General features: G+C 68.4%; 15 protein-coding genes. 8 read left to right on the plus strand and 7 right to left on the minus strand.

The window, feature by feature from the left end; all coding sequences use genetic code 11:
• Window positions 1-64: 64 nt before the first annotated feature.
• Entirely contained in the window at window positions 65-1594 is a 1530-nt protein-coding gene (locus ACVTJA_RS27540; RefSeq protein ID WP_465823955.1) for an acyl-CoA carboxylase subunit beta, read from the minus strand.
• Window positions 1595-1803: 209 nt separating this feature from the next.
• On the opposite strand from ACVTJA_RS27540, the gene ACVTJA_RS27545 reads away from it, so the two are divergent.
• Window positions 1804-2163 (plus strand): YtxH domain-containing protein, encoded by a 360-nt coding sequence (locus ACVTJA_RS27545; protein WP_465823957.1) that lies wholly within the window; start codon window positions 1804-1806, stop codon window positions 2161-2163.
• Window positions 2164-2240: 77 nt separating this feature from the next.
• Here the strand turns inward: ACVTJA_RS27545 and ACVTJA_RS27550 are convergent, their stop codons facing one another.
• Window positions 2241-3017, minus strand: a complete 777-nt coding sequence (locus tag ACVTJA_RS27550) for an enoyl-CoA hydratase-related protein (protein WP_465823959.1) — start codon at window positions 3015-3017, stop codon at window positions 2241-2243.
• 103 nt (window positions 3018-3120) lie between these two features.
• Here ACVTJA_RS27550 and ACVTJA_RS27555 point away from each other — a divergent pair, with 103 nt between their 5' ends.
• The gene (locus tag ACVTJA_RS27555) at window positions 3121-5064 is read left to right on the plus strand and encodes a TIM44-like domain-containing protein (RefSeq protein ID WP_465823960.1); all 1944 of its coding nucleotides are present in this window, start codon (window positions 3121-3123) and stop codon (window positions 5062-5064) included.
• A 67-nt stretch (window positions 5065-5131) separates the two neighbouring features.
• On the opposite strand, the gene ACVTJA_RS27560 is transcribed toward ACVTJA_RS27555, so the two are convergent.
• Together ACVTJA_RS27560 and ACVTJA_RS27565 are read right to left on the minus strand one after the other, a co-directional pair.
• Window positions 5132-6097, minus strand: coding sequence for a hydroxymethylglutaryl-CoA lyase (locus ACVTJA_RS27560; protein WP_465823962.1), 966 nt, complete (start codon window positions 6095-6097; stop codon window positions 5132-5134).
• Window positions 6098-6130: 33 nt separating this feature from the next.
• Window positions 6131-6859: a class I SAM-dependent methyltransferase gene (locus ACVTJA_RS27565; protein ID WP_465823964.1), complete on the minus strand. Its 729-nt coding sequence runs from the start codon at window positions 6857-6859 to the stop codon at window positions 6131-6133.
• A gap of 317 nt (window positions 6860-7176) precedes the next feature.
• Here ACVTJA_RS27565 and ACVTJA_RS27570 point away from each other — a divergent pair, with 317 nt between their 5' ends.
• The 5 genes from ACVTJA_RS27570 to ACVTJA_RS27590 all read left to right on the plus strand — a co-directional run bounded on the left by ACVTJA_RS27570 (window position 7177) and on the right by ACVTJA_RS27590 (window position 18205).
• Window positions 7177-9063, plus strand: a complete 1887-nt coding sequence (locus ACVTJA_RS27570) for a methylmalonyl-CoA mutase family protein (RefSeq protein WP_465823966.1) — start codon at window positions 7177-7179, stop codon at window positions 9061-9063.
• Window positions 9063-11249 carry a methylmalonyl-CoA mutase gene (scpA, locus tag ACVTJA_RS27575; RefSeq protein WP_465823968.1) on the plus strand — a complete coding sequence of 729 codons (2187 nt, stop codon included), beginning with the start codon at window positions 9063-9065 and terminating at the stop codon, window positions 11247-11249. Before ACVTJA_RS27570 ends, scpA begins: the two co-directional genes overlap by 1 nt.
• Complete coding sequence (meaB, locus tag ACVTJA_RS27580; RefSeq protein WP_465823969.1) at window positions 11246-12229, plus strand: methylmalonyl Co-A mutase-associated GTPase MeaB; 984 nt, start codon at window positions 11246-11248, stop codon at window positions 12227-12229. The genes scpA and meaB overlap by 4 nt, the downstream gene beginning before the upstream one ends.
• A gap of 75 nt (window positions 12230-12304) precedes the next feature.
• On the plus strand, window positions 12305-15772 hold the full coding sequence (locus ACVTJA_RS27585) for a methylmalonyl-CoA mutase family protein (RefSeq protein WP_465823971.1): 3468 nt from the start codon (window positions 12305-12307) through the stop codon (window positions 15770-15772).
• A 162-nt stretch (window positions 15773-15934) separates the two neighbouring features.
• The gene (locus tag ACVTJA_RS27590) at window positions 15935-18205 is read left to right on the plus strand and encodes a TonB-dependent receptor (protein ID WP_465823973.1); all 2271 of its coding nucleotides are present in this window, start codon (window positions 15935-15937) and stop codon (window positions 18203-18205) included.
• A gap of 56 nt (window positions 18206-18261) precedes the next feature.
• Here the strand turns inward: ACVTJA_RS27590 and ACVTJA_RS27595 are convergent, their stop codons facing one another.
• On the minus strand, window positions 18262-19671 hold the full coding sequence (locus ACVTJA_RS27595) for a S28 family serine protease (RefSeq protein ID WP_465823975.1): 1410 nt from the start codon (window positions 19669-19671) through the stop codon (window positions 18262-18264).
• A 232-nt stretch (window positions 19672-19903) separates the two neighbouring features.
• On the opposite strand from ACVTJA_RS27595, the gene ACVTJA_RS27600 reads away from it, so the two are divergent.
• Complete coding sequence (locus tag ACVTJA_RS27600) at window positions 19904-20812, plus strand: alpha/beta hydrolase family protein (protein WP_465823977.1); 909 nt, start codon at window positions 19904-19906, stop codon at window positions 20810-20812.
• A gap of 109 nt (window positions 20813-20921) precedes the next feature.
• Here ACVTJA_RS27600 and ACVTJA_RS27605 read toward each other — a convergent pair whose 3' ends face one another.
• Both ACVTJA_RS27605 and ACVTJA_RS27610 read right to left on the minus strand, forming a co-directional pair.
• Window positions 20922-21557, minus strand: a complete 636-nt coding sequence (locus ACVTJA_RS27605) for a hypothetical protein (RefSeq protein ID WP_465823979.1) — start codon at window positions 21555-21557, stop codon at window positions 20922-20924.
• Window positions 21558-21729: 172 nt separating this feature from the next.
• Window positions 21730-22920 (minus strand): aminotransferase class I/II-fold pyridoxal phosphate-dependent enzyme, encoded by a 1191-nt coding sequence (locus ACVTJA_RS27610; RefSeq protein ID WP_465823981.1) that lies wholly within the window; start codon window positions 22918-22920, stop codon window positions 21730-21732.
• Window positions 22921-22975 lie beyond the last annotated feature (55 nt).

Below are 22975 nucleotides of genomic sequence, written 5' to 3' on the forward strand. Positions count from 1 at the left end.
GCAGGATCTATAGCAGAGCGCCCCAGCGCAGGCCGGGGCCTTGCGTGGGGAGCAGGTTTTCTACTCAGACGGGATAGACACCGTGCTTCTTCTCGGCACGGGGCTGGTGGCGCTGGGAGTACAGCCGATAACGCTGGCTCAGCTCCTGACGCAGGCGGTCTCCGGGGACGATCTCATCGATGACCAGCTCGCTGGCCAGCTTGTAGATGTCCACGTCGGCCTTGTACTCGTCGCGCAGCTTCTGGACGTAGGCCGGCCGCTCGGCCTCGGGCAGCTCCTGGATCTTGTTGTAGTAGACGGCATTCACGGCCGCCTCCGGGCCCATGACGGCGATCATCGCGCCGGGCAGCGCCAGGGTGGCTTCCGGCGCGAAGCCGGGGCCGCTCATGGCGTACAGGCCGGCGCCGTAGGCCTTGCGCACCACCACGCAGATTTTCGGAACGCTCGCTTCGGACACGGCGGAGATCATCTTCGCGCCGGCGCGGATGATGCCGGCCCGCTCCACCTTGGTGCCGATCATGAAGCCCGGCACGTCCGCCAGATAGAGCAGCGGGATGTTGAACGCGTCACACAGCCAGATGAAGCGCGCCGCCTTGTCCGCGCTGTCCACGAAGAGCACGCCGCCCTTGTACTTGGGCTGGTTGGCGACGATGCCCACGGGCATGCCGTCGATGCGGGCCAGGCCGGTGATGAGCTCCTGCGCGAAGAGCTTCTTCACCTCGAACCAGCTGTCCTCGTCGATGAGCTCCTTGATGAGCGCATGCATGTCGAAGGGCTTGTTCTGGTCCGCGGGGACGATCTCCTCCACGCGCTTGCCGCTGCCCTTCGGTGCAATGGGCTGCGCCTCCGGGGCGCGCTGGCCGAAGTTCTCCGGGAAGTAGCTGATGTACTTCTTGGCGGCGGAGATGGCCTCCTCCTCCGTCTTCACCAGCACGTCGCCGACGCCGGAGATGGAGCAGTGCATCTTCGCGCCGCCCATCTCCTCCAGCGTCACCTTCTCGCCAATCACCATCTCCGCCATGCGCGGGCTGCCCAGGTACATGGAGGCGTTGCCGTCCACCATGATGACCAGGTCGCAGAACGCGGGGATGTACGCGCCACCGGCGGCGGAGGGCCCGAAGAGGAGGCACACCTGCGGCACGAAGCCGGACATGTGCACCTCGTTGTAGAAGATGCGGCCCGCGCCGCGGCGGCCGGGGAACATCTCCACCTGGTCGGTGATGCGGGCCCCGGCGGAGTCCACCAGGTAGAAGAGCGGGCAGCGGAGCGAGCGGGCCGTCTCCTGGATGCGGAGGATCTTCTCCACCGTGCGGGCGCCCCAGCTCCCCGCCTTCACCGTGGAGTCATTGGCCATGATGGCCACGGTGCGACCGGCCACCTTGCCGAGACCGATGACGACGCCGTCCGAGGGCAGCTCCGGGTCCAGGTTGTTGGCGAGCTTCGCGTCCTCGACGAAGGAGCCTTCATCCACCAGCAGGCGGATGCGCTCACGGGCGAACAGCTTGCCCGCTTCCTTGTTCTTCGCGTGGTACTTCTCCGCGCCGCCCTTCTCCACCTGCGCAATCTTTTCCAGCAGCTTCGAGTCTTGGGACATGGCCCGGGCCACATAGCAGAAAGGTCCCCGTCTGGCTGCCTTCTCTCCGAGGGTGCGCCGCGTCGTGACGTCCAGCTTACGACGCAGTGTGTGAACGAGGGGGCGCGGGGGGTGCCGCTGGCGGGCCCCCTGCCTACCTTGGAGCCCTATCCGGGGGGCAACACGCGAGCGGTGACGCCTCCCGTACTCATCTGGCCGTGGAGGGACGCATGTTCGCAGCGAAGAAAGGCAAGTGGATGGCGAAGGGGTTGGCCAAGAGCGACCTCATCCGTAAGGCGGTGGCGCACAAGATCATCAATGACCTGCCGCGTGCCGCGCGGAACCGGTGGGAGGACTTCGAGCCGGACGATGTCCTGAACCTGATTGGCTTGAGCACCTACAAGCCCGTGCGCAGCGGCCTGGGTGGCCTGGGCGTCTTCATCCTCGGCGTGGCCGCCGGTGGCGTGGCGGCGCTGCTCTTCGCCCCGAAGACGGGCACCGAGCTGCGCACCACCGTCAAGGACAAGGCGATGGGCTACGTGAACCGGCAGAACATCAACATCGGCCAGGAGAAGACCGCCAGCGCCTGAGGCGGCCATCCACTGACTGAAGGTCCTTCGGGGGCGCCCGTCCTGCACATCCAGGCCGGCCGCCCCCGGTGGTTTTTTCAGCGCCCCTTGTAGACGGGCGGGCGCTTCTCGGCGAAGGCGCGCAGGCCCTCGAGCCGGTCCTCCGTCTTGAGGATCTCCTCGTACTTGCGCAGCTCCAGCGCGAGCGCGTCGTCCAGCTCCAGGCCGACGCCCTCGTCGATGGCGTGCTTCGCGGTGCCCACGGCGAGGGGCGCGTTCTTCACCACCGTCTCCGCCAGCCCGAAGGCCACCTCCAGCAGGTGCCCCTCCGGAGCGAGCCGATTGACGAGGCCGATGCTGAAGGCCTCGGCCGCGTTGACGGTGCGCGCGGTGAGGATGAGGTCCTTCGCCCGGCCCACGCCGATGAGGCGCGACAGCCGCTGCGTCCCGCCGCCGCCGGGGATGATGCCCAGCCGCGTCTCCGTCAGGCCCAGCTCCGCCGCAGGGGCGGCGACGCGCAAATCACACGCCAGCGACAGCTCCGTGCCGCCGCCGAAGGCCGTGCCGTTGATGGCGGCGATGAAGACGCAGTCGCTCTTCTCGATGGCGCGGAGGGTGCGGCGCAACCCATCGAGGAAGGCGCGCACGTCGTCCTCGGACATGGTGGCGCGCTCCTTCAAGTCGGCACCGGCGCAGAAGGCCTTGTCGCCCGCGCCGGTGATGATGACGGCGCGCACCTCGCGGCCCGAGGACACGCGGGCGACGAGGTCACCCAGTTCCTTCAGCATGGCCCGGCTTATGGCATTGCGGCGGCCCTCGCCGTCGATGGTCCAGATCTCGATGGCACCCCGTGCGTCGACCTTGAATTCCGGCATGTGCGCTACCCTCTCCAGGCCCGTCCGGCGGGCCGCCCTGGGACGCGCCAGAGTGCGGCGGGAAGCCGGGTCTGGCAAGGCGGAAACGGTTAGCATTGGACGCATGTCATCGCGCTTCACACCGCGTCGTCTGTCCCGTTGGGCTCCCTGGCTGCCTTCCACGCTCGCCCTGGTGGCCCTGGTTGCTCCCCTGGTGGCCCTGGCCCGAGGCGGCGGCGGTGAGCACTACACCCGTCCCTCGTCGGACGATGACGGCGGCGGTGGTGGTCTTCCCCTCTGGCTCATCTACGAGCTGTTCCGCCTGGTCTTCCGCTACCCCAAGGTGATGCTGCCGCTGATCGCCATCGGCTTCGTCGTCTGGTGGGTCTACAAGCGCAACCTGCACCCGGACGCCACCACGCGCCGCGCCCTGGAGCAGCACGAGGCGGACCGGCGCACCCAGGTGGGCCAGCGCGACGTGCAGGGCTGGGTGAATGCCCTCAAGCTGAAGGACCCCGCCTTCGAGCTGCAGCCGGTGCTCGACAAGACGAAGTGGTTGTTCCTGGAGCTGCAGAAGGCGTGGTTCCTGCGCGACATGACGCCCGTGCGGCCCTTCCTGTCGGATGCCACGTGGCAGCGGTTCAACGTGCAGCTCAAGCTCCTGGACGCGCAGGGCGTGCGTGACGCGATTACCGACTTCCAGGTGCTGGACATCCAGCTCATCGGCCTCACGCAGAGCCAGTGGTTCGATGGCATCCAGATTCGCGTCCAGGCGCGGATGCGTGACACGGACGTGCCCGCATCGTTCACGGACGCGCAGGCCACGGACGCCGCGCGCAAGGTTCCCCCCGAGTCCTTCACCGAGGTGTGGACCTTCGTGCGCAAGCCCGGTGCGCAGACGCGCCTGGGGCAGGACCTGTTCCAGGGCAAGTGCCCCAACTGCGGCGCTCCGTTCGCGGGCGGCGCGGCGAACAAGTGCGATTACTGCGGCGCGGTGGTGAACTCCGGTAACTACGACTGGACGCTGTCGGAAATCACGCAGGGCGTGGAGCACGTGCGCTACCACAAGACGGTGGACGGGCTGCTCCCGGCGCGCGAGGAGGACCCCGCGCTCAACCTGGAGATTCTGGAGGACCGCGCGTCACTGCTGTTCTGGAAGTGGATTGATTCGCAGAGCCGGGGCGACGCGAAGACGTTGGCGAAGGTGGCCAATCCCGAGGCCGTGCAGCGGCTGGGCTCGGAGCTGGAGAGCCTGCGTGGCAAGGGCCGGCGCCGCGTGTTCCTGGAGTGCGCGGTGGGCTCGGTGGACGTGTGCTCGCTGGAGGTTCATCCGGAGGGCTACGACGTAGCGCACGTGGACGTGCGCTGGAGCGCGCGCATGGGCGTGGGGCCCGTGAATGAAAAGCCGCCGCAGCTGCCCACGGTGCCGCAGCGCTTCATCTTCTCGCTGGTGCGCAGGCACGGCGCGAAGACGAACACCGACAACGGCATGTCCACGGACCGCTGCCCCAACTGCAACGCGACGCTCACGGACAGCGCCTCCACCTCGTGTGACTTCTGCGGCACGCAGCTGGGCACCGGTGAGCGGGACTGGGTGCTCGCGTCCGCCCTGCCCTTCGAGGCGTGGAACGTGGAGCAGGATCAGCGGCACCAGGCGCACGTGCTGCGCAAGGCGGTGGCCACGCAGAAGGAGCGCGAGCGCGTCCCCTCCCCCGCCTCCGACGTCGTCATGGACGTGCAGGAGCGGCAGCGGCTGCTCTACATGATGGCCGCGATTGCGGCGGCGGACGGCGAGGTGTCGTCCAGTGAGCGGAAGCTCTTGAAGCTCTGCTCGGAGCGCTGGGGCGTGGAGTGGGACAACGTGGAGATGGCGCTGCGATCCGGGCCACAGTTGTTCGACCGGTTGGTGCCGCGTGGCTCTCCGGAGGCGGAGCTCATCCTCCGCAACATCGTGGAGATCGCGATGGTGGACGGGCGAATCGACCGCAAGGAGCGGCGCATGCTGGAGACGGCCGCCGCGCACCTGGGGCTTCAGGAGAAGCTGTCCTCGATGCTCGGCGAGATTTGACGACGAGGGGCGGCCCGGAGCTCCATCCGGTGCCGCCCTTCTCGCGTTCAAGCAGTGACGCGCGTGATCAGCTCTGCGCGCTCTGCTGTTGCATCCGGCGCGACGCCTTCTTCTCGCGCTCACCCAGCGCCGCTTGCAGGTACTTGCCGGCCAGCTTCCGGCCAATCAGCTCCTGCGCAATCTCCCCGGCCTCGACCAGCTTCTCCAGGTTGATGCCCGTCTCCACGCCCATGCCATGCAGCATGAACACGGCGTCCTCGGTAGCCAGGTTGCCCGCCGCGCCCGGCGCGTAGGGGCACCCACCCAGTCCACCGATGCTCGCGTCGAACGTCGTCACGCCCGCGGACAAACCGACCAGCGCATTCGCCAGCGCGGTGCCGCGCGTGTCGTGCATGTGCAGCGCGAGCTTCTCCACCGGGATGTACTTGAGCAGCGCTTCGAGAATGCGCTCAGTCTGCCGAGGCGTGCCGACACCAATCGTGTCACCCAGGCTCAACTGATACAGCCCCGCGTCCACGAGCTGCCGGCAGATGTCCACCACCCGCTCCACCGGCACGTCGCCCTCGTACGGGCAGCCCCACACCGTGGACAGGTAGCCGCGCACGCGCATGCCCGCCGAGAGCGCCGCCGCCGTCACCTCGCGCGCGCCCGCCAGGGCCTCGGCGATGCTCTTGTTGATGTTCTTCTTCGAGTGGGCCTCGGACGCGGAGATGAACACCGCCGCCTCCTCCAGCCCTGCATCCTTCGCGCGCTGCAGACCCTTGAGGTTGGGCACGAGCGCGCTGAACACCACGCCCTCGCGCCGCCCCACCATGCGCAGCAATTCCTCCGCGTCCGCGAGCTGCGGAATCCACTTCGGCGAGACGAAGGACGTCACCTCGATGCGCTTCTCGCCCGCGGCGACGAGCGCGTCGATGAGGCGCGCCTTGTCTCGCGTGGGCAGCGTGCGCAGCTCGTTCTGCAAGCCATCCCGGGGGCCGACCTCATAGACGTCGACCCGCTTCGGAAGCTGGCCCAGCCAGCCGGTTGGCACTCGGGAATTTGCGTTCGGATTCACTGGACGAGCTCAGCGACTTCGCAGCGCTGCTCCCACAATCAAATCGGTCGACCGGGATTGCGGTGGCCCACCGTCCAGCCCACCGTGCACCCAGGCCGTGAAAAACCCCGTGACTTCCAACAGCCGAGTCAGTTCCGCAAGGGGATAGTAGCGAATGGCATACGTCGCGGTGAGACGCCGACCGGTCGGTAGGGTGAGCGTCCGCCGCCCCTCGTCTCTTCCTGTAACCGCGTCGAAACGGCTCTGCTCCTCCAACACGCTCCCGTCCGGAAGCGTCTGTTGGAATGCCGCCGCCGGTGACTCCACCAACCGCTCGTACGGCACCGTCTGGAACACCAGCCTCCCTCCCGGACGCAGTACGCGCGCCACCTCGCGCAGGATGTGCACGTGCTCGTCGTCCGTGAAGGCGAACAGTGTCGAGTACCAGGCGTAGGCTCCGGCCAACGAGGCGTCCTGAAACGGCAGCGCGCGCAGATCTCCCTGCACCGCGGGAAACCCTGTCCTCCGCATGGATAGTGATAGCGCGTCTAATTCGAGACCGATGACGCGCCCGGCCAAAGGCCCCATGGAATTGAGGCGCGCCGCGTGACGTCCGTGGCCGCAGCCCAGATCCACCACCGGTGCCGGGCCGGGCACGTCCGCGAAGGCGCGCTCCAGGTACTCCACCTCGCGGGCCGTGACAGCCTCCGAGAGGAACGGCAGCGTGCTGCGCAGGTAGAGCTCACCGAAGAAGGACACGGGCGTGTGACTCCCACCTCAATGGCAGCGAGGTCTTCAGGGAAGAATACGGGCGGCCCGCACGTGCTCAAGTGCGCGCGGGGCCTTCGGCGTATGGATTCCGCGCATGTGAGGCAGGAGGCAGGGCCGGCCGGTGGGAGCCCTGGCACCCTGCTCCCACTCGGCGGGTTCTCCTGAGGCGCCGCACCTGATCCGCGGGCGGTGGGACTGGTGGACCACATCAGACCCATTGCTCCGGGCGGGTATTGCGCCTATGGGAGGAACACGGTGCTGCCCTACGGGGCAATGGCACCCCTCCTCACTCTCAAGGACGCACCATGGCGCAAGTGCCTCCCCCGTCCTCCACCGACTTCCCGCCCCCGTCGCTCGACGCGTGGCGCAAGGCCGTGGAGAAGGACCTGAAGGGCAAGCCCTTCACCTCGCTCCAGTCGAACCTGGAAGGCGGACTGCCCCTTCAGCCGCTCTACACGCCCCAGGACGCTCCGCCTCCCGTGGAGCCGCCGGGCGTGGCCCCGTACGTCCGCGGCACCCAACCGCTGGGCCACACGGAGGGCGGCTGGACGGTGTGCCAGGAGTACGCCGGCCCCGACGTGGCCTCCACCGCCGAGGCGCTGCGCACCGACCTGGAGCGTGGCGCGCAGGGCGCCTGGCTGCTGCTGGACGCGCCGCACGGCATCGACGTGAAGGACGCCGCCACGCTGCAGAAGCTCCTCGCGCACGTCCCGCTGGAGCGTACGCCCGTGCATCTGGAGCCGGCGCGTGACGTGCTCGCTCCCGCGTCCCTCCTGCTCCAGGTGGCGGATGCGAAGCGCGTCGCGCGCAGCGCCCTCAGGGGCAGCCTGGGCGTCGACCCGATTGGCGCGATGGCGCGCGCGGGCGCGGCGAAGGTGGATGTGGCCGGCACGCTCGCGAAGGCCGCGCCGATGGTGACGTCCCTCCTGAAGGAAGCGCCGGGTCTGCGCGTGCTGCTGGTGTCCTCGCGCGCCTGGGCGGACGCGGGCGCCACGCCGGTGCAGGAGCTGGCGTGGGCCATCGCCACTGGCGTGGAGTACCTGCGCGAGCTGGAGCGCGCGGGCGTGGCTCCTGGAGACGCGGCGCGCTCGGTGCAGTTCGCGCTGTCCGTGGGCGGGCAGTTCTTCCCGGAGATTGCGCGGCTGCGCGCGGCGCGGCTGCTCTGGTCCAAGGTCGTCGCCGCATCGGGTGGTGCGCCGGAGGCCCAGGCCATGTCGCTGCATGCGCGCACGGCCAGCGGCACCAAGACGAAGCGAGATCCGTGGGTGAACATCCTGCGTGCCACCGCGGAGTCCTTCGCCGCCGTCGTCGCGGGCGCGGACAGCGTGAGCACGTCTCCTTTCGACGAGCCCCTCGGCACGCCCGATGAACAGGGCCGGCGGCTCGCGCGCAACACGCAGCTCATCCTGCGTGATGAGTCCAGCCTCAATCGCGTCGCGGACCCCGCGGGCGGCAGCTACTTCCTGGAGCAGCTCACGCAGGAGCTCGCTCGCGCGGCATGGACGGAGCTGCAGCGCATCGAGTCGCTGGGCGGCATGACGCGCGCCCTCGTACAGGGGGACGTGGCCCGCGCACTCACGGATGCCGTGGCCGCGCGCGACAAGGCAGTGCGCTCGCGTCGCCTGCCCATTGTCGGCGTCAGCGAGTTCCCGCACCTCACCGAGGCCCCCGTCCAGCGCGAGCCGCATTCCACGCCCGCGCCCGTGGTGCCCGAGGGTGGCTTCGTGCCGCTGCGCCCCGTACGCCTGTCGGAAACCTTCGAGAGCCTGCGCGACGCGAGCGACCGTCACCTGGGCCTCTCCGGTGCGCGCCCTCGCGCCTTCATGGTGAGCCTGGGCACGCTGGCCGAGCACACCGTGCGCTCCACGTGGGTCACCAACGCGCTGGCCGTCGGCGGCATCGAGACCGTCGAGCAGCGCGACTTCGCGGATGCCGCGCAGGCGGCGGAAGCCTTCGCCTCCTCGGGCACGCCGCTCGCGGTCATCTCCGGTCCGGACACGCTCTATCTCGAGCAGGTGCCCGCGCTCGCCAAGGCCCTCAAGGCGAAGGGCGCGCGCACCGTGGTCGTCGCCGGACGTCCCGGTGACAACGAGGCCGCCTTCCGCGCGGCCGGCGTGGACCTCTTCATCTCCGCGGGAGCGGACCTGTTCCAGCTCCTGAAGACCCTGCACCAGCACCTGGGAGTCGCCTGATGCGCCCCACCGTCCCCGACTTCTCCCGCGTCGCCTTCGACGCCCCCGAGACGCAGCCCTCCCCCACCGTGCGCGACTCTCAGTCGCGCCAGGCGCGCGAGGCCACCTCCAACGCCGAGCGCTGGGAAACGCCCGAGGGCATTCCCGTCAAGCCGCTCTACACGCCCGAGGACCTGGAGGGCGTGGCGCACCTGGGCTCGCTGCCGGGTCTGCCTCCCTTCGTGCGCGGCCCGTACTCCACGATGTACGTGCAGCAGCCGTGGACTGTGCGTCAGTACGCCGGGTTCTCCACGGCCGAGGCCTCCAACGCCTTCTACCGCCGCAACCTCGCGGCCGGTCAGAAGGGCCTGTCCATCGCCTTCGACCTCGCCACGCACCGTGGCTACGACAGCGATCATCCGCGCGTCGCCGGTGACGTGGGCATGGCGGGCGTGGCCATCGACTCCATCAAGGACATGCGCATCCTGTTCGACCGGATTCCGCTCGACCAGATGTCCGTGTCGATGACGATGAACGGAGCGGTGCTCCCCATCCTCGCGCTCTACGTGGTGGCGGCCGAGGAACAGGGCGTGCGCCCCGAGCAGCTCAGCGGGACCATCCAGAACGACATCCTCAAGGAGTTCATGGTCCGCAACACGTACATCTACGGACCGGCTCCCTCGATGCGCATCGTGGGCGACATCTTCCGCTTCACGGCGGAGAAGATGCCGCGCTTCAACAGCATCAGCATCAGCGGCTACCACATGCAGGAAGCCGGCGCGTCGCAGGACCTGGAGTTGGGCTACACGCTCGCGGACGGCGTCGAGTACATCCGCGCGGGGCTCGCCGCGGGCCTGGACGTGGACGCCTTCGCGCCGCGCCTGTCGTTCTTCTGGGCCATCGGCATGAACTTCTTCATGGAGGTGGCCAAGCTGCGCGCGGCCCGCCTCCTGTGGGCCCACCTGCTCAGGGGCTTCAAGCCGAAGAGCGACAAGAGCCTCGCGCTGCGCACGCACTGCCAGACGTCTGGTTGGAGCCTCACCGCGCAGGACGTCTACAACAACGTCGTGCGCACCTGCGTGGAGGCCATGGCCGCCACCCAGGGCCACACGCAGAGCCTCCACACCAACTCACTCGACGAGGCCATCGCGCTGCCCACCGACTTCAGCGCGCGCATCGCCCGCAACACGCAGCTCTACCTCCAGTTGGAGAGCGGCACCACGCGCGTCATCGACCCGTGGGGCGGCAGCTACTACGTGGAGCGCCTCACCCATGAGCTGGCGCACAAGGCCTGGGCGCACATCCAGGAAGTGGAAGCGCTGGGCGGCATGACGAAGGCGATTGAAGCCGGTCTGCCCAAGCTGCGAATCGAAGAGGCCGCGGCGCGCACGCAGGCGCGCATCGACTCGGGACGTCAGGCCATCATCGGCGTGAACAAGTACCCGCCCGAGCGCGAGGACCGCATCGACATCCTCAAGGTGGACAACACCGCCGTGCGCGAGGCGCAGATTGCGCGCCTGCGCGAGCTGCGCGCCGAGCGCAACGCCGACGAGGTCCGCCGCCGCCTGGACGCGCTCACCGAGGCGGCCTCGCGCAAGGAAGGAAACCTCCTGGCGCTCGCCATCGACGCGGCGCGCGCCAAGGCCACCGTGGGCGAAATCAGCGACGCGCTCGAGAAGGTCTTCGGGCGCTACGAGGCCACCGTGCGAAGCATCTCCGGAGTCTATTCGGCCGAGGCCGGTACCGCGGGCGGCATCGCCGACGCGCGTGCGAAGGCGGATGCCTTCCTCGCGCGCTTCGGCCGCCGGCCGCGCATCCTCATCGCGAAGATGGGCCAGGACGGTCATGACCGCGGGCAGAAGGTCATCGCCACCGCGTTCGCCGACCTGGGCTTCGACGTGGACATCGGTCCCCTCTTCCAGACGCCCGAGGAGTCCGCGCGTCAGGCGGTGGAGAACGACGTGCACGTCGTCGGTGCCAGCTCGCTCGCCGCCGGCCACCTCACGCTGGTGCCGGAGCTGAAGCACGCGCTCAAGAAGCTGGGCCGCGAGGACATCATGGTCGTGGTGGGCGGCGTGATTCCGCCGCAGGACTACGACGCGCTGCGGGCCGCCGGCGCCGCCGCCATCTTCGGGCCGGGCACCGTCATCGCGAAGGCAGCCACCGAGCTGCTCGACAAGCTCTCCGCCGAGCTGGAGGCGGCGTGAAGCTGCTGCCCGCGGACACCTACGTCGAGGGCGTCCGCGCCGGAGACCGCGCGGTGCTCGCGCGCGCCATCACCCTGGTGGAGAGCGAGCACCCTCGCCATGCCGCGCTCGCGCAGGAGGTCCTCACGCGCCTGCTGCCCCACACGGGCCGCAGCCAGCGCGTGGGCATCAGCGGCGTTCCGGGCGTGGGCAAGAGCACCTTCATCGACGCGCTCGGCATGCACCTCGTGCGCGGCAACCACAAGGTGGCGGTGCTCGCCATCGATCCGTCGAGCACCATCTCCGGCGGCAGCATCCTCGGTGACAAGACGCGCATGGCCCGCCTGTCTCGCGAGGCCGACGCTTACATCCGTCCCAGTCCTTCGAGTGGCACGCTGGGCGGCGTGGCGCGCAAGACGCGCGAGACGCTGCTGCTATGCGAGGCCGCCGGCTTCGACGTGGTGCTGGTGGAGACGGTGGGCGTGGGCCAGTCGGAGACGGTCGTCTCGGAGCTGGTGGACTTCTACCTGGTGCTGATGCTCGCGGGCGCGGGCGACGAGCTGCAGGGCATCAAGCGCGGCATCCTCGAAGTCGCGGACATGATTGCCATCAACAAGGCGGACGGCGACAACGCGCAGCGCGCCGAAAGGGCCCGCGCCGAGTACCGCGCCGCCCTGCACCTCATGCGGCCGGGCGCGGAGCCGGTCGTCACCACGTGCAGCGCGCTGGAGGGCCTCGGCATCGACAAGGTGTGGAGCGCCGTGGAGTCCCAGATTGCCCAACGCGCTGCATCGGGCGAGCTGACGCGGCGCCGCAAGGCGCAGCAGGTGGGATGGATGTGGGCCATGGTGCAGGACGGGCTGCGAGCGGCCCTGCATGCGCACCCCGAGGTGTCCGCCCTCGTGCCCGTGCTGGAGCAGAACGTGCGTGAAGGCGAGGTGACGCCGACCTCGGCCGCACTGCGTGTGTTGGAGGCCTTCCTGCCTCGTTCGCCAGCCTGACAGCCCGCGTCAGGCAGCGGGCACCCGCCGTCTCAATCGCTTGCCGGGCCCGCATCGCACTTCTAGTGTACGCGCGTGCGACTCGTTCAGCCGAACACCGTTCCCTCGCCTTACAAGCCCCGTCACCACGTCCGCATTGTCACCGCGGCGAGCCTCTTTGATGGCCATGACGCGGCCATCAACGTGATGCGCCGCCTGATGCAGGCGTCGGGCGCCGAGATCATCCACCTGGGCCACAACCGCTCCGTGGCGGAGATCGTCGACTGCGCCATCCAGGAGGATGCCCAGGGCATTGCCATCACGTCCTACCAGGGCGGTCACGTCGAGTTCTTCAAGTACATGATCGACCTGCTCCGCCAGCGCGGCGCGAACATCAAGGTGTTCGGCGGCGGTGGCGGCACCATCCTCCCGACCGAAATCGAGGAACTGCACAAGTACGGCGTCACGCGCATCTACTCGCCGGACGACGGGCGGGCCATGGGCCTGCAGGGGATGATCGACGACCTCATCGCCCAGTGCGACTTCGAGAAGCGGCCGGCGGACTTCAAGCCGCTCGTCAAGAAGCCCCTCCCCCAGGAGCCCGAGCGTCTCGCCGCGCTCATCACCATCGCGGAGAACTTCGCGGATGCGGGCGAGGACTTGCGCAAGGCCATGGCGGCGGCCCACCTGGATGCGCCGCGCGTGCCCGTGCTCGGCATCACCGGCACCGGTGGCGCGGGCAAGTCCAGCCTCGTGGATGAGCTCGTGCGCCGCTTCCTGGCGGACTTCCCGGACAAGACGCTCGCCGTGCTGTCCGTGGACCCGTCCAAGCGCAAGTCCGGCGGCGCGCTGCTGGGTGACCGCATCCGCATGAACGCCATCGACAACCCGCGCGTGTACATGCGCTCGATGGCCACGCGGCAGAGCAACCTGGCGCTCTCCCGCCACGTCGCCCACTCCATCGAGGTCTGCAAGGCGGCGGGCTTCGACCTCATCATCGTGGAGACGTCCGGCATCGGGCAGTCGGACACCGAAATCACCGAGCACTCGGACGTGTCGCTCTACGTGATGACGGCCGAGTACGGCGCGGCGACGCAGCTCGAGAAGATCGACATGCTCGACTTCGCTGACGTCATCGCCATCAACAAGTTCGACAAGCGCGGCTCGCTGGACGCGCTGCGCGACGTGCGCAAGCAGTGGAAGCGCAACCACAACGCCTTCAACATCGCGGACGACGCGGTGCCCGTGCACGGCACGATTGCATCGCAGTTCAACGACCCGGGGATGAACCGGCTCTACCGCGCCATCATGGACGCGCTGGTGAAGAAGACCGGTGCCCAGGTCCACTCGCACTTCGAGCTCACGCCGGGCATGAGCGAGAAGAAGTGGATCATCCCGCCGGAGCGCACGCGCTACCTCGCCGAAATCGTCGAGACGTGCGAGTCCTACGACGCCTTCGTCCGTGCGCAGGCCGCGATTGCCCGGCGCATGTACCAGCTCCACGGCACCATCCAGGCGCTGCGCGCCAACGTGGGCAAGAAGCGGCTGGAGATTGTCGAGCCGAAGGACCCGTCCGACGTGGTGCAGGTGACGGAGCGCGTGGAGGGCGAGCCCGCGTACCTCGGCGAATTGGTGACGCTGTACCAGGATCTGGAGAGCCGCCTGCATGCGGACTGCCGCCGCCTGCTGGCCGAGTGGCCCGCGACGAAGCGGCGCTACGCGGCGTCCAAGTACCAGTACCAGGTGCGCGACAAGGTCATCGAGCTGGACCTCTACACCGAGTCCCTCTCGCACCTGCGCATCCCCAAGATTGCCCTCCCCCGCTACGAGGACTGGGGCGACATCCTCACGTGGCTCCTGCGCGAGAACGCGCCGGGCGCCTTCCCGTACACGGCGGGCGTCTTCCCGCTCAAGCGCGAGAACGAGGACCCCGCGCGCATGTTCGCGGGTGAAGGCGGTCCGGAGCGCACCAACAAGCGCTTCCACTACGTGTCGCGCGGGCTGCCGGCGAAGCGCCTGTCCACCGCGTTCGACTCGGTGACGCTGTACGGCGAGGACCCGGACCACCGGCCGGACATCTACGGCAAGGTGGGCAACTCGGGCGTGTCGATTGCGAATGTGGACGACGCGAAGAAGCTCTACTCGGGCTTCGACCTCGCGGACCCGTCCACGTCCGTGTCGATGACCATCAACGGCCCCGCGCCCATGCTGCTGGGCTTCTTCCTCAACGCCGCCGTGGACCAGCAGTGCGAGAAGTGGATTCGCGAGCAGGGCCAGGTCGAGGCCGTCGAGAAGAAGATCGACGCCATCTACCGCGAGCGCGGCCTGCCCCGCCCCCGCTACCAGGGCGAATTGCCGCAGGGCAACGACGGCCTGGGCCTGCTGCTGCTGGGCGTGTCCGGCGACGAGGTGCTGCCGAAGGACGTCTACGAGAAGATCCGCGCGAGGACGCTGCAGCAGGTGCGCGGCACCGTGCAGGCGGACATCCTCAAGGAGGACCAGGCGCAGAACACCTGCATCTTCTCGACGGAGTTCGCCCTGCGGGTGATGGGCGACATCCAGCAGTACTTCATCGACCAGAAGGTGCGGAACTTCTACTCGGTGTCCATCTCCGGGTACCACATCGCGGAGGCCGGGGCGAACCCCATCTCCCAGCTGGCCTTCACGCTGGCCAACGGCTTCACCTTCGTCGAGTACTACCTGTCGCGCGGGATGCACATCGACGACTTCGCGCCCAACCTGTCGTTCTTCTTCTCGAACGGCATGGACCCCGAGTACACGGTGCTCGGCCGCGTGGCGCGCCGCATCTGGGCCAAGGCCATCCGGGACAAGTACGGCGGCAATGACCGCTCGCAGAAGCTGAAGTACCACATCCAGACGTCCGGCCGGTCCCTGCACGCGCAGGAGATTGCCTTCAACGACATCCGCACCACGTTGCAGGCGCTGCTGGCACTGAATGACAACTGCAACTCGCTGCACACCAACGCCTACGACGAGGCGATTACGACGCCCACCGAGGAGAGCGTGCGGCGGGCGCTCGCCATCCAGCTGGTCATCAACAAGGAGTTCGGCCTGTCAAAGAACGAGAACCCCAACCAGGGCTCGTTCATCGTCGAGGAGCTGACGGACCTGGTGGAGGCGGCGGTGCTGGCGGAGTTCCGCGCCATCTCCGAGCGCGGCGGCGTGCTGGGCGCGATGGAGCGGATGTACCAGCGCTCGAAGATTCAGGAGGAGTCGCTGTACTACGAGACGCTGAAGCACGATGGAACGCTGCCCATCATCGGCGTGAATACGTTCCTGGACCCGAAGGGCTCGCCGACCATCATCCCGCCCGAGGTCATTCGCGCGACGAAGGAGGAGAAGGACTACTCCATCACCTCGCGTGACGCGTTCTGGAAGCGGAACGCGGCGACGGCGCCCAAGGCGCTGGAGGCCGTACGCCGCGCGGCGCTGGACAACGGCAACGTGTTCGCCGCGCTGATGGACGCGTGCAAGGTGTGCACGCTGGGCCAGCTCTCCCGCGCGCTGTACGAGGTGGGCGGCCAGTACCGGCGCAACATGTAGTGCGCCGGTAGACGGGCACTGAAATCGGGGCCGGGGGCTGCTGCGACGTCAGCGGTTTCCGGCCCCGGTGCTTTCAGGCTCCATGAGGAAACCGTGATGCAACGGTGAGGAATGCGCCGCCCACGCGGTGGCACGCTCGCGGCCCGTGGAAGGGATTCGAGCATGCGTGTGAAGGTGTGGTTCCGGGCAATGGGCGTCCTGGGGGTGCTGCTTGCGGCCGAGGCGTTTGGCGCCGAGGCGCGCGGGGTCATCGTCGGCACGGTGAAGGATGCCGAGACGGAAGAGCCTGTGCCCGACGTCGTCATCACGGCGACCTCGCCGTCGATGCAGGGCGAGCAGACCGTGGTGACGGACGCCCAGGGGAGGTACCGGATTCAGGACCTGCCTCCGGGGACGTACACCGTGCGGTTCGAGAATCTGTTGTTCCGGCCGTATGTGCGAGCCGACGTGCCGCTGAAGGCGGGGCATGCCATCCGGCTCGGTGTGCTGCTCGTCGCCGACCCGGACATGGCGGACGGGTTCGGCTGTGTTCCGCCGTCCGTCGACGTCAGCACCTCGACGACGGGCCAGGACTTCGCCTTCGAGCCCAATTTCTACCGAGGGCTGGGCCAATCATCGGGCGCACTCGGCGCGGTGCGTGCGGTCGAAGACTTCGCGCCGCTCGTCCCCGGTGTGATGGACGTGGCCGGAGGACTCTCCATCAACGGTGCCTCCGTCTTCGAGAACGATTACCGGCTGGATGGCCTGTCCCTGCGCGGTGCGGTGCTGGGACTCCATGCGCTTTCGCTGAGCAACGAGTTGCTCGAGCTGACCAATGTCGTCACGGGGGGATACCTGCCAGAGTACGGCCATGCCACGGGAGGTGTGCTGAGCTCGGTGACCCAGTTCGGCTCCAACGAGCTGACGGGCTCCGTCTTCGCCTTCTGGAAGCCAGGCATGCTGGAGGGGCGCCGCGAGAGCGCGGGGCTCGTGAGCCAGGACGCGCTCAGGCACCAGGGGGACTTCGGTGCCACGCTGGGCGGCCCCATCATCAAGGACAGACTCTGGTTCTTCGCGGGAGTCACCCCGGCGCTGAGCCGGGTCGAGCGGACACCTCAGGCCGAGACTCCGAGCGCCTCTCGGACCTTCGACGACGTGCGCAGCCTCCAGGCCCTGGGCAAGCTGACGTACCTCATCAACCCGGACCACAACGTCTCGCTGGCGCTCATCACCGCGCCGTCTTCCCTCGAGGGAGGAAGCATCGACTCGACGTTGGGCGCGCTTCGCTACTCCGCTGCATTCGCGGACAAGAAGGTCCTGGTCGATGTCCACGCGGGCTGGCTGTCCCAGCGGGTGACGCCTCGGGAGGGCGAAGACCGCACGGCCGACCAGTACCAGGTCCATGCCAAGGCCACGTGGCTGGCCACGTGGGCGGGCATGCACGTGGTGAAGGCGGGCGTGGACTCGGAATGGCTCGTCCATGAGCGGCCGGGCGCGAGGACTCCCAGCCAGGTCTTCGGGGGCTACGTGCAGGACAACGCCACCTTCCTCAGGCGGTTCACCTTGAACGTGGGCACCCGCTACGACGTGCAGCGCCTCGACGAGGCGGGCCCTGGCCACGTCACCACGGCCCGGCTCTCGCCTCGCGTGGGCCTCGTCATCGACCCGTGGGCCAACGGCCGGACGAAGGTGTTCGCCCAATATGGGAGGTTCCAGGGACTGATTCCGCTGGGGCTCGTGGATGCAACGGAGGACGTGACGCTGGACCCGGACCTCCTGCCCCTGTCCTCGCGCGAGGTCATCGCGGGGGGCGAGCACGAGGTCGTGGCGAACGTGGTCCTCGGCGCGACGTATGCGCATCGGAGGCTGGAGAACGGAGTCGCGCTCGTCCCCCTGGCGGATGGAAGCGGTGTCGTGCTCGCCAATCCCGGCTCCGGGCTCGCCGCGGACTCGCCGCGCGCGGCGCGCAACCACGATGCGGTGACGGTGGAGCTGCGCCGCACCGCCCTGACAGGCTGGCAGTGGCAGGCCAGCTACACGTGGTCCAGGCTGACCGGTAACTACGCAGGCCCGTTCACCGTGTGGACCGGGCTCGATCCGCAGCGGCGGCTGCCGCTCGACCGGCCCCATGTGGTTCGCGCCCTCGGGGCCCGCGAGTTCCGCCTCGACCGCCGCCGTCGGTGGCATGCCGATGTTGGTGCTTCGTACCTGGGGGCTTCGGGCCTGTTGCTGGAGGACTCGGGAAAGCGCACGCCGTGGATGCAGTCGTTGGACGTGTACCTCGCCCTGCGGTACGCGCCGCTCAAGCTGCAGGAGGTGACGTTCCGCCTCGACGTATTCAACGTCCTCAACTCGCAGGAGCCGGCCCAGGTGGCCGAGCGCGACACGGGGCTCGTTCCCGTGCGCTACCAGGCTCCGCGCCAGGTGCGGCTCGGCGTGCGGTACGACTTCTGACGTGTCGACGCCGGGCGCATGGAGGCCCGGCGTCGGCGCATGGACGCATCCCGGGTCTACAGCCGGGAGCGCTCCTGCACCACGGGCGAGACGTTCCCGGTGGACTCGGCCGCCAGGGCCCGGGCATTCGCCGCGGGCGGTGTCACGCCCATCCACGTGAAGAGCTTCGTGAGGGCCAGGGTGCGCTCGGGCTCGGGCAGGCGGACGATTTGCGAGTTGGTGTGGTTGGCGTCCGGCACGAAGAAGCGGAAGGAGTCGTTGCGCTCCCGCACCTCGAAGGGACCGGCGGACCAGGGGTCGTGGTCCCCATAGAGGAACAGCATCCGCTCACCGTGCTGACGGACCCAGTGCTCCACGCGGAACATGAGGCTGTAGTCGAACCGCTCCTCCACCGGGAACGACAGGTACTCGGTGGGCACGTCCTGGCGCGGGTAGCGCAGCAGGCCGCGCAGGTGGCGCGTGGGATAGGCGTTCCAGCCAATCTCCGTGGCGGACTGGTAGTAGTAGGCCGCGAAGTAGTCGAGCGCCCCGTCGCCGTAGGTGAAGACGAGGCCCACGACGCCTTCGAGGAAGGCGAAGGCCTCCTCCGCCGGAGCGCCGGGCGCGGGGATTTCCGCACACAGGGACGCGTCGCCGTACTGCCAGAAGTAGAAGGGCATCTCGACGACGGCGAACTCCAGGGTGCGGTCCAGGCCAATCAGCCCGAAGCTGTCCCCCTGCTCGGCGGCGAGCGACTCCACGAAGGGCAGCAGCTCCTCGCGACGTTGCAGCAGCTCCTGCTGGAAGGCGCGAAGCTTCACACGGCAGTCGTCGGGCCCCACCTGGTCGAGGAAGCGGACGAAGCGCTGGTCATTCAGCCCGTGCACATTGGGCGCCACGTACGCCAGCGTGGCGTCCACGTCGTCCGGGTAGAAGTAGCGGTGGTACACGGCGGCCATGCCACCCTTGCTGCCACCCGTGGTCAGCCAGCGCCCCGAGTAGAGCGGCTTGAAGGCCTGGATGATGCGGTGGTAGTCGCCGGCGGCCTGCCGGATGTTGAGCAGCTTCCAGTCATTGGACGCCGGCCGGGAGGTGCCGAAGAAGCGGTGCTCCAGCGCAAGCTGGTTGGCACCGAGCAGCGCCGTGGGCTCGTACTGGAACGGGAACCCGCCCAGGCCGTAGCCGCCTGAGTACAGCACCACGGGCGCGTCCACCGAGCGGTGCAGCAGGGTGGCGCGCAGTTGGAAGCGCTCTGCCTGGGGATGACGGTGGTCCGCCGGCTGCTCGAAATAGAGGCGGAAGAAGCGCGTGCCCGGAATGGGGGATGCCACCTCCCCCACCACCGTGAGGCCGGGGATGGACTGGAGCCGGGTGAGGATGTCCTCCGAATCCGCTCCGGCCTCCAGGGCGCTCGTGGCCTGTACGGGCTGCGCGGTGGTGGCTCCTGGCTCCGCCAGGGAAGCGTCACCGCAGGACTGTAGCAACACGGAAACAGCTACCAACCATGCCGTAAAGGAGACTCCAGTTCCGCCTGAGCCCTTCATTCATGCTCCTCCAGTTGGGATTCGCAGCAGTGCATTCACTGAACGAAAGCGGAACGGCCCCATATCGGGATGCTGGATTGTTGCGTTTTGACGGTTTTTCTCGTTTTTCGCGTTAAAATCCTGCTCATGCCCATATGATGTCTTCCATTGACTGCCTCACTGGAGGGTGCCTGCCATGAAGAGAGTTCTTGCCACCGCGCTCGTCGTGACTGTGACCGCATGTGGAGGTGAAGAAGGAGGACCGTGGAGTGGCGCGGAGGACGGTTCCTCCGAACTGCTGGCGGGAACGAGCGCGGGGCTGGCGCAGCCCTCCCCCGCCTTCATTCCGAAGCCCACGGGCACCTGCCCCGAGTTCCAGGACGGGACGCTCACCTTCCGGCCGGCGGGAGTCCCGGCCCGTTCGGTTCGCATCTGGATGTCGGACGCGGCCCGGACGCTGGATGGCCCGCTCGTCTTCTACTGGCACGGCACGGGCAGCTCTCCGACGGAGGCCACCACGGGGCTCGGCACGACACAGATTGAAGCCATCAAGGCGCTGGGTGGAATCGTCGCGGCGCCGACGCGAGACCCCGCCGCGGGCACCTTCCCCTGGTTCTATGTCTCGTCCACCACGCGCGACGACGACTTCAAGGTGGCGGACGAGGTCCTCGCCTGCGCCATCCAGAAGATCGGCATCAATGTGAGCCGCATCCACAGCATGGGTTTCAGCGCGGGAGGCCTCAACTCCACGCAAATGAGCTACCGCCGCTCGGGCTACATCGCGAGCGTGGCGACGTACTCGGGCGGGAGGACCTCCACGATTCCGACGCAGGACGCGTCGAACAAGTTCGCCGCCATGATCTTCCACGGGGGCTCGTCCGACCAGGTCGTCATCAACTTCCAGACGGCGAGCACGAACTACTACAACGACCTGAAGTCCAAGTCCCAGTTCGGCGTGCTGTGCAACCACGGAAGGGGGCACGCCATCCCCACGGACGCGCGCGCGGCGGTCTGGCAGTTCTTCCAGGCCCACCCGTTCGGCACCGTCCCGTCACCCTGGGCGGGTGGACTGCCGAGCTCCGTGCCCAGCTACTGCCAACGCTGAAGCCGCTGGGCGCAGCCGCTGGAGTACTGACGACGCCCGTCACCGCCGATGCGCGCCATCAACGAGCACCGGGCCCGGGAGGCATTCGGGCCCGTGGAGCTTCTCGAAGTCACGAGCGGCTGGAGCGGGACCCGATGTCGTGGCGCACCGATGCCGAGTGCGTCCTCGGCTGTTCGGTCAGCTCCGACGGTGGCTCCTCCAGGACTCCGAGTCGCAACAGCTCGGAGTACTGCGAGATGCGCTGCCGGAAGAGGCTCTCGCTGCGTCCCCAGAACAGGAGGAGGTCGCGCGAGCGGTCCTGGCGATGGCAGATGTAGATGCCGTACTCGTTCTTGTTGGCTCCGAGCCAGTCCGGATGATGGTGGCGCACGGCGAGCAGGCCGCTGTAGCGCGACAGCGGCTCGGTCGACGTCTGTTTGCGCATGAGTCCGGCGGCGCGCTGGCGCAGCTCCTCGGGCGTCACCTCCACCCGCAGGTGGGTCAGGACACACGCGAGGGTGCCCCCCACTCCGAAAAAGCCGCCGCCGAGAATGACGACGGTGAGCCACCACCAGGTCGTGAGCACCTCGACGATGGGCACTCCCTGGTCCACCACGTAGGCCACCGGCACGACGCCGAAAAGCGTGAGGCAGAGCAGCGTGTAGGGCACTCCTCCAAGATAGGGCCGGTGCGTGATGCGCAACGGCAGGTGCTGGCCCATGTCGAGTTTCGGCAGCGTATGGGCTTCGGTTTCAAAGATTCGCATCGGCGGTGCCTCGTCAGACTTGCGCAGAATGCGTGGCTATCTGGAATAGCCATCATGCCACGTTTCCGCGCATGAGGCTGAGAGGAGCACCGTCGAGGGCGGTGGGCCGGCACTGCCCTGCCTCGACAACGCGGCGCGGGTGTCGCTCACAGACGCCGCGTCATCTTCTTCGTCACTTGCGCGGCAGCTTCGCGCGCAGGCGTTTCACCGCCTCGTCGAGCACGCCGTCCGTCTTGCAGAACGCGAAGCGCGCCATCCCCTGCCCCAGGTGGCGGTGCTCCGGGCTGTAGAAGACGCTCGGCGGAATGGCGGCCACGCCCACTTCGGACACGAGGTGCCGGCAGAACGCGATGTCGTCCGCGAAGCCGTATTTGGCGATGTCCGCGAGGATGAAGTAGCTGCCCTGCGGTGCGAAGGCCGTCAGCCCCGCCTCGCGCAGTCCGCCCAGCAGTCGCTCCCGCTTCGCCGAGTACGTCGCCGTCAGCTCCGCGTAGTACGCGTCCGGCAGCCGCAGCGCCGCGGCCATGGCCGCCTGCAGCGGTGACGCCGTGGCGAACGTCACGAACTGGTGGGCCCGCTGCACCGCGTCCCGCAGCGGCGGCGGCGCGATGATCCACCCCACCTTCCACCCCGTCAGGCTGAACGTCTTGCCACCGCTGCTCACCGTGACGGTGCGCTCCGCGAGGCTCGGCAGCGTGGCCGGGCGCAGGTGCTTCGCCGGCGCGAAGACGATGTGCTCGTACACCTCGTCGGACAGCACCTTCACGTCGTACTCGGCGCACAGCCCGGCGAGGAACTCCAGTTCCTCGCGGGTGAACACCTTCCCCGTCGGGTTGTGCGGCGAGTTGAGGATGAGCAGCCGCGTCTTCGGCCCGAAGGCGGCGCGCACCTCGTCGCGGTCGAACCACCACTCCGCATGCGTCGCGTCCGGCGGGCGCAGCGGCACGTAGCGCGCGGTGGCGCCCACGAAGGTGATGTTGGCGTCATACGAGTCGTAGAACGGCTCGAACGTCACCACCTCGTCGCCCGGGTCCACGAGGCCCAGAATCACGTCGAGGATGGCCTCGGTGGCGCCGCTCGTCACCGTCACCATCGTGTCCGGGTCCACCTGCTGGCCGTAGAAGCGCGCGGCGTGCTCGGAGATGGCGTTGCGCAGGTCCTTCGCGCCCACGCCCATGGCGTACTGATTCACGCCGTCGCGGATGGCCTTCTGCGCGGCCTCCTTGACGGCGTCGGGCCCGTCGAAGTCGGGGAAGCCTTGCCCCAGGTTGACGGCGCCGTGCTTCGCGGCCAGCGCGCTGAACTCGGAGAAGACGGTGGTGCCGAAGCGGGTGACTCGCTGCGCGGACACAGGCCGGGACATGGAGGGTGGCTCCTCATGGCCGGACCGTCATGGTGGGGACAACGCGGGGCCGGCC

The sequence above is a fragment of the Pyxidicoccus sp. M6 genome (assembly GCF_055568925.1).

What these genes read in the sequence shown, in the direction of transcription:
- scpA (WP_465823968.1), top strand. Translation starts at nt 9,063, where the DNA reads ATGCGCCCCACCGTCCCCGACTTCTCCCGCGTCGCCTTCGACGCCCCC.
- ACVTJA_RS27605 (WP_465823979.1), bottom strand. Translation starts at nt 21,557, where the DNA reads ATGCGAATCTTTGAAACCGAAGCCCATACGCTGCCGAAACTCGACATG.
- ACVTJA_RS27590 (WP_465823973.1), top strand. Translation starts at nt 15,935, where the DNA reads ATGCGTGTGAAGGTGTGGTTCCGGGCAATGGGCGTCCTGGGGGTGCTG.
- ACVTJA_RS27550 (WP_465823959.1), bottom strand. Translation starts at nt 3,017, where the DNA reads ATGCCGGAATTCAAGGTCGACGCACGGGGTGCCATCGAGATCTGGACC.
- ACVTJA_RS27610 (WP_465823981.1), bottom strand. Translation starts at nt 22,920, where the DNA reads ATGTCCCGGCCTGTGTCCGCGCAGCGAGTCACCCGCTTCGGCACCACC.
- ACVTJA_RS27545 (WP_465823957.1), top strand. Translation starts at nt 1,804, where the DNA reads ATGTTCGCAGCGAAGAAAGGCAAGTGGATGGCGAAGGGGTTGGCCAAG.
- ACVTJA_RS27600 (WP_465823977.1), top strand. Translation starts at nt 19,904, where the DNA reads ATGAAGAGAGTTCTTGCCACCGCGCTCGTCGTGACTGTGACCGCATGT.
- ACVTJA_RS27540 (WP_465823955.1), bottom strand. Translation starts at nt 1,594, where the DNA reads ATGTCCCAAGACTCGAAGCTGCTGGAAAAGATTGCGCAGGTGGAGAAG.
- ACVTJA_RS27555 (WP_465823960.1), top strand. Translation starts at nt 3,121, where the DNA reads ATGTCATCGCGCTTCACACCGCGTCGTCTGTCCCGTTGGGCTCCCTGG.
- ACVTJA_RS27570 (WP_465823966.1), top strand. Translation starts at nt 7,177, where the DNA reads ATGGCGCAAGTGCCTCCCCCGTCCTCCACCGACTTCCCGCCCCCGTCG.